This window comes from Prevotella sp. AM23-5 (genome assembly GCF_003473645.1).
Taxonomy (GTDB): Bacteria; Bacteroidota; Bacteroidia; order Bacteroidales; family Bacteroidaceae; genus Prevotella; species Prevotella copri_A.
The window spans coordinates 1-361 of record NZ_QUCG01000191.1; the positions used below are offsets into that span (position 1 = coordinate 1).

General features: G+C 31.0%; 1 protein-coding gene. It reads left to right on the plus strand.

The genetic code is table 11. The features are described from left to right. Positions 1 to 237, plus strand: a 237-nt coding sequence (locus DW657_RS17520) for a hypothetical protein (protein WP_233547219.1), incomplete at its 5' end; no start/stop codon positions are given. Between the last annotated feature and the right edge of the window lie 124 nt (positions 238 to 361).

Consider the following 361-nt stretch of genomic DNA (forward strand, 5'->3'; position numbering starts at 1 on the left):
ATAAAATATAAAGATATGACAGAAGAAAGATTATCTAGAGCTAACGAATTAAGCAACTTTGTTAATGCTTATAAAGAAGTTATCGGTAGATATTGTAATGGCATGAGTGCTAATGAAAACAGACTGGGGAGTGCTCTAATAGATATAAACAAGTATGCGCCAAAAGAATCTGCCGACATAAAGAATGCTATAAAAAAGGCTTTAAATAGCATTCAAAAAGAGTTTGACGAGCTTTAGTAACTAACCTCCCTTATGGGATAAAATATAAGTAATATGACAGAAATAGAATTATACAACGAATTAAAGAATGTAGAAGGTCGTTTAAAGATGATGGATTCGCAAATATTAGAGCTTCACATAA